Origin of the sequence: Psychrobacter sp. ANT_H3 (assembly GCF_027919975.1) — a bacterium.
Classification (GTDB): Bacteria; Pseudomonadota; Gammaproteobacteria; order Pseudomonadales; family Moraxellaceae; genus Psychrobacter; species Psychrobacter maritimus.
In genome coordinates, this window is sequence record NZ_JAQISM010000026.1 from 91424 (window position 1) to 97956 (window position 6533).

The following is a 6533-nucleotide window of genomic DNA, read 5'->3' on the forward strand; positions in this document are numbered from 1 at the left end:
AAATGCAATCTACCTAGCGATAGATTGCATTGATTCATTTATAAAATAACAAAAGACAGGTTTAAAAGAAGCCCATCGCTTTAGGACTATAGGATACCAGCATGTTTTTGGTTTGCTGATAGTGATCGAGCATCATTAAATGGTTTTCGCGACCAATCCCAGACTGCTTATAGCCACCAAACGCTGAATGCGCAGGATAGAGATGATAGCAATTGGTCCAAACGCGACCAGCTTTAATGCCGCGACCGAAACGATAAGCGCGCGTACCATTACGCGTCCAGACGCCAGCACCAAGACCGTACAAGGTATCATTGGCAAGAGTCAGCGCTTCTTCATCGTCTTTAAAGGTGGTGACAGCTAGCACAGGACCAAAGATTTCTTCTTGGAACACGCGCATGTCATTGGTGCCCTCAAAGATGGTTGGCTGTACATAATAACCGTTTGCCATGTCGCCATCATGTTTGGCAAGCTCACCGCCGACCAAGACTTTTGCGCCTTCTTTTTTACCAATATCAAGATAAGAGAGGATTTTTTCTAACTGATCTGAGCTGGCTTGCGCGCCAATCATGGTATCGGTATCAAGTGGGTTGCCCATTTTGATGGCTTTGACGCGGGCGATACAGCGTTTCATAAATTCATCATAGATGCTCTCATGTACCAATGCGCGTGAAGGGCAAGTACAGACCTCACCTTGATTGAGCGCAAACATGACTAAGCCTTCAACCGCTTTGTCTAAGAAGTCATCGTCTTCATCCATGATATCGGCAAAGAAGATGTTTGGACTTTTGCCACCCAGCTCTAGTGTGACTGGAATGATATTTTCACTGGCGTATTGCATAATTAAGCGACCAGTGGTGGTCTCACCCGTAAACGAAACTTTATCGATACGGGGATTAGAAGCGATTGGCTTACCGGCTTCAACGCCAAAGCCATTAATGACGTTTAGTACGCCTTTCGGTAAAATGTCCGCCGCGCCTATGACGTCAAGCATGTACAAAACAGAAGCTGGGGTTTGCTCGGCAGGCTTAAGGACGATACAGTTACCAGCGGCAAGGGCTGGGGCAATTTTCCAAATCGCCATTAGAATAGGGAAGTTCCAAGGAATGATTTGACCGACGACGCCAAGCGGCTCATGGAAATGATAGGCGACCGTGTCTTCATCAATTTGGCTAATGCCGCCTTCTTGTGCACGAATAACGCCAGCGAAGTAACGCAAATGGTCGATGGCGATTGGAATATCAGCAGCGAGGGTCTCACGTACGGGCTTACCGTTTTCATAACTTTCGGCGATGGCGATTGCCTCTAAATTGGCTTCGATACCGGCGGCAAGTTTGAGCAACATATTAGAGCGTTCAGTGACACTGGTTTTGCCCCATGCGTCTTTGGCAGCATGAGCAGCATCTAGCGCCGCTTCGACATCGGCTTCTTTTGAGCGTGCAACCTGACAAAAAACTTTACCGTCGATTGGACTTGAGTTATCAAAGTATTCGCCATCGACTGGCGCGACCCACTCACCATTGATAAAGTTGTCATATTTTTTGCGGAATTGAACGGGGCTTTTTTCAGTATTGGGATAGGCGTATAACATGAACGATTCCTTGTTGTGTACTATGGTTATATAGATAAACATACCTGGCCTTCCTGACCAAGCTATGACTCTATCGTACTGAGCTTTGGCTTTGAGCGATAATGACTTTTTATAATGATATATTTCGTATCATATAACTTTAGGTTATGTAAGCTTGACGGGTTAAAGTGGTTCGCAAAACTGGCGTAGCTGTTATAATTGTGGGCAGCTTGTCCCTCATAATTTGTGCTTAAGCTCTTTTTCTTATTACTATTAACTAAATTGGTTTAGATATATGCGTCAATCTTCTGCTCTTGATATCTTAAAAACGGGTCAAAATGTATTTTTGACGGGCTCAGCAGGTTCAGGTAAGACCTATACTCTCAATCAATATATTGACTATCTGCGCGCGCGCCGTGTCCCTGTGGCTGTGACCGCGAGTACGGGCATTGCTGCCACGCACATGAACGGTACGACCATTCATAGTTGGTCGGGCATTGGTATCAAGGATGAGCTGACTGATCGTGATTTAAGCAATTTATCACGTAAGCAGTTCTTGGCAGACCGTTTAAAAGATACAGCGGTACTTATCATTGATGAGATATCGATGCTGCATGCTAAGCAGATTAATTTGGTCAGCCAAGTGCTTAAGCACGTACGCAAAAACGATGCAGCGTTTGGTGGTATTCAGGTCGTCGTTGCAGGTGACTTTTTCCAGTTACCGCCGATTGGTAGTAAAGGCGAGACCAACCGTGAGAAGTTTGCCTTTATGTCTGAAGCATGGCTTGATGCTAAGTTCCATATTTGCTACTTGTCTGAGCAACATCGTCAGGTGAGCGAAGCGGCGAATGGCGGACTTGATTTGGACGATATCCTCAATCAAATTCGCCGTCAAGAAGTGACCTTTGAAGCGATTGCTGCCTTAGAGGCCACCTTTGATCAAAACGTCGATATCAAACGTACCCGTCTCTACACCCATAACCTCAACGTTAATAGCATCAATGATAAAGAGCTTGCCGCGTTAGATGGCGAGATGATGCGTTTTACCGCCACCTCTACGGGTGATAGTAAACTGGTTGAGACCCTGAAAAAGACCGTCCGTACCCAAGATGATTTGGTATTAAAAGTTGGGGCTAAGGTGATGTTTATCAAAAACAATACCGAGCTTGGCGTCTCTAACGGCACCATGGGCGAGCTGATAGGTTTTGCTGCTGTCAAAATTAACGATGATAAAGACAATAATGATGATTTGATAGAAGACGATAGTGAAAGCATTGAAAGTGAGAATGATAAGAGTATAAAAGGCAAAGGTAAAAAGACCACCAAGGATAAAGATAAACCAAAAGTTAAAAAACCAACGACGCAAAAAATGCCCGTGGTTAGGCTAAATTCCGGTCGTGAAGTCATCGCTGAGCCGGAAGAATGGATTATCGAAGATGAGACTGGTGACGTGCTGGCAAGCTACGAGCAAGTGCCCTTATGTCTGGCGTGGGCGATTACCATTCATAAATCACAAGGTATGACCCTTGATGCGGCAGAGATTGATTTATCGCGCACCTTTGAGCTTGGGCAAGGTTATGTGGCATTATCACGGCTAAAGTCATTGGCAGGTTTACAACTGCTCGGTATGAATGACATGAGCTTGCAGCTTGATCCGCTCGCACGCGGCGCTGACAAACGCTTTTTAGCATTATCTGATGAGGCTGATGCCAATTATGCGATGCTCGATGAAGAAAGTATGACGCAGGCGCATGAGAAGTTTATCTTAAAGTCAGGTGGAACGCTTAACAAGTCAGTGATTGATGCTTATGCCAATTTGCAGAAAAAACGCCGCGAGCAACAGCAGGCACAAATAGACAAAAAACAAAAACTCGGCAACCAAGTATCTGATAAGTCGGACAGTACCTTGCTCGCCACCCGAATACTATTAGAAGAAAGCTTATCTATTGCGGAAATTTCGCAAGCGCGTCAGCTATCACAATCGACCATTATGCGTCATATTGGCGAGCTAAAATCTCAAGACCCAAGCCTTGCTTGTGATCATTTGCGCCCAGACGATGAAGTGATGACGGCAGTGGGTAACGCTTATGTGGCGATTAAAGTCGCCAACAATCCAAACGACTTTAATGATGATGGCAGCATTAAGCTGCGCCCAATCTTTGACCATCTTAAGCAAAGCATCGATTACAACACTATTCGTTTGGCGTTGATTTTTATTACGCCTTAGTAAGCCAACTGAGCCAATCAATCATGGTTAAGCCATTTGTATAAAAGCCAATGATAAGAAGTCGGTCATAGTAGTCTGTTGGTTTTTTCATGAGAGCATTGAGCTTGCAGCGCTCAATTTTTTATATCCCTTTATAGCGATACACCTTTATGTCTGATGTTATGCCTGATTTTTCTAGCGCCACTTATCAATTGACGTCTGACCCAGCGGTAGTCGCATATCCTACCACTGGCGAGCACACACAGCCTCTGAGAGTCGCTATTAATGGCTTTGGTCGCATAGGGCGCAATGTACTTCGCGCCTTGCTAGAGCGCTTTGAGGTGTTAGGTCGTGCCATTCATGTGGTGGCGATTAATGATTTGGCACCGGCTGACATTCTGCTGCATTTGCTAAAATTTGACAGTACCCACGGTCGCTTAACCCGACTGGGTGTTAGCGCTGATATTGTAATGAGTGACGTCGATGCTGGTAAATGTGATAGCAATACGACTGTTAATACAGACACTCAGCTGTGTCTGACTAAAAACAATTTAACGTACTGTATTAAGATGCTCTCAGAGCCTGACCCAAAAAACCTACCATGGCAGGAACTGGGCGTCGATGTGGTGCTAGAGTGTACAGGGCACTTTCGCTCTTATGAGCAAGCGCAGTTGCATATAGCAGCGGGCGCGCAGCAAGTCATCATCGGTGCAGCGCCTTTTGATGATGTTGATGCTTGTATCGTTATGGGCGTCAATACTAATGAGCTCACGCGTGAGCTGCCGATTATATCGAGCGTTTCTTGTACCACGCAGGCCTTGGTGCCGCTGATTGCTACCCTTGATAAAGTGTTTGGCGTCAAGTCAGCGATGATGACTGAGATTCATGCCGTCACCGCTGATCAGACCGTACTCGATCAAGCGCATCGTGACCCAAGGCGGGCGCGCGCATCTGGTCACAATATTATTCCTACGACTTCCAGCAGTATCGCGGCCACTGAGCGCGTATTGCCAGCGATGGTCGGCAAAATAAACGGCCATTCAATCAGAGTGCCCACCATCGATGTTGCCGCTATTGATGTGACCTTTGTCTTTGATACCCCAGATGTCAGTATAGAGGCGATTCGTGATGTGCTTAAAACGGCTAGCATAGGTTGCTTGCTTGATATCATGGCCTATACTGATGAGCCATTGGTCTCAAGTGATTTTATCCATCAAACGGAGTCACTGATTATTGATGGGCAACAGCTTATGCACGTGGGTGATCAGTATAAGGTTTTTGCGTGGTATGATAACGAATGGGGCTATGCCAACAGGTTGCTTGATATGTGCTTACATTTAGCTTCGAGTAAATAAAATAGCTTAAAGTAAATAGTTTAAGCTAAATAGCTGAATAAATAGTTGCGAGCAAATGGTAAGTCATTGATTTAAAAGCAGCTGCAAATTAATTTCATTTTTTTAATATGAACCGCTTGCATTATCTAATGATATCTATATAATGATGCACCAATGGAGACGTGGCAGAGCGGTTGAATGCACCGGTCTTGAAAACCGACAAGGGTTCATAGCCCTTCGAGAGTTCGAATCTCTCCGTCTCCGCCAAATTCGAAAAAAGCCCCAATCAATTACTGATTGGGGCTTTTTTTATGTCTAAAAAATAGTTATGACGTAAAAGGCAGTGAAGATAATAGGGTATAGCTAAGTTTGAGACTAAAGACTTATATTGATAAGAATGTTTATATATTACAAAAAATGAATTTAAAGGAATTAAATAATTAGTATATATTTACTTTATTGAATATAATCTAGTTGTAGTTCAATGTAATTCCTACAACCTCGTCGTTAAATAACCTGAGGATAGTCTAATGAATAAACTAGCGTTGTATCTCTTAGCTGCTACTGCCCTTTTAGGTTGCGGTAGTGATGACTCTAATCCGACACCGACACCGACACCGACACCAACACCAACACCAACACCGACACCGACACCAACACCAACACCAACACCCGGTGTTAAGTTAATGCCAGGTTTTTATGAAGGTAAATCAGGTGAAGGTGAGTTTTTAGAAGGGTTAGTTGATGATAATAGTAGGCTGTGGTTTACCTATGCAGAAGGTAATGAAGATAATTACATAGGCTTTATTAGTAGTAATGACTCAATCTTACTTACTAATAGTAAGTTTACGGTATCAGGAAAAGCGTATCCTTACGATAACCGAACTAGTAAGGATGCTATGATTAGTGGTACTTATACTCCATCAAATACCATAGAGGGTTCATTCACCGACTTACCTTCGAGACCCATAACATATAATCTAAAGCTCAAAATGGATCCCTTTAAAAGACATACTTTGGACAAGGTTAATAATAAAATAATCACTGGTCCCTTATATGTGACCAGTGGGACGGGTGCAGCTGAAGCAACGATCAAATTCAGTATGGATGGTAATTTTACTGGTGAAGATATTAAAGGCTGTAAAATATCAGGTAAACTTACCCAAGTTGCTTCACAACGATATTTTATAAGCAGTGTAACTTTTGGTCAAATTAACTGCGCTGCTGCTGGAGAAAAACATATAGGTATCTCCTTACTTGACGACGTAGATAGCAACTTATCGATTATCGCTAACAACGGTAGCTTAGGTAGAGGAATGTATTTTGGTAGTTGATATCAGTAAGTGATAAATAATATTTGAGCGTATAAAAGAAGCCCCAATCAGCAATTGATTGGGGCTTTTTTTATGCGATATCTTTACAAGTT

At 43.6% G+C, this 6533-nt stretch carries 4 protein-coding genes and 1 tRNA gene; 4 read left to right on the plus strand and 1 reads right to left on the minus strand.

Going from position 1 to position 6533, the window contains the following annotated elements; genetic code table 11:
• Positions 1-61 precede the first annotated feature (61 nt).
• Positions 62-1588 carry an acetaldehyde dehydrogenase ExaC gene (gene exaC, locus PG901_RS12360; RefSeq protein WP_271134602.1) on the minus strand — a complete coding sequence of 509 codons (1527 nt, stop codon included), beginning with the start codon at positions 1586-1588 and terminating at the stop codon, positions 62-64.
• Between the two features lie 274 nt (positions 1589-1862).
• Between exaC and PG901_RS12365 the strand changes: the two genes are divergently transcribed.
• The 4 genes from PG901_RS12365 to PG901_RS12380 all read left to right on the plus strand — a co-directional run bounded on the left by PG901_RS12365 (position 1863) and on the right by PG901_RS12380 (position 6441).
• Entirely contained in the window at positions 1863-3794 is a 1932-nt protein-coding gene (locus PG901_RS12365) for an AAA family ATPase (RefSeq protein WP_271134603.1), read from the plus strand.
• Between the two features lie 161 nt (positions 3795-3955).
• The gene (locus PG901_RS12370) at positions 3956-5128 is read left to right on the plus strand and encodes a type I glyceraldehyde-3-phosphate dehydrogenase (protein WP_271134607.1); all 1173 of its coding nucleotides are present in this window, start codon (positions 3956-3958) and stop codon (positions 5126-5128) included.
• Between the two features lie 155 nt (positions 5129-5283).
• A tRNA-Ser gene (locus tag PG901_RS12375) sits at positions 5284-5374 on the plus strand.
• A 263-nt stretch (positions 5375-5637) separates the two neighbouring features.
• A complete protein-coding gene (locus tag PG901_RS12380) occupies positions 5638-6441 on the plus strand; it encodes a hypothetical protein (protein WP_271134604.1) in 804 nt (267 codons plus the stop codon).
• The last annotated feature ends 92 nt before the right edge of the window (positions 6442-6533 follow it).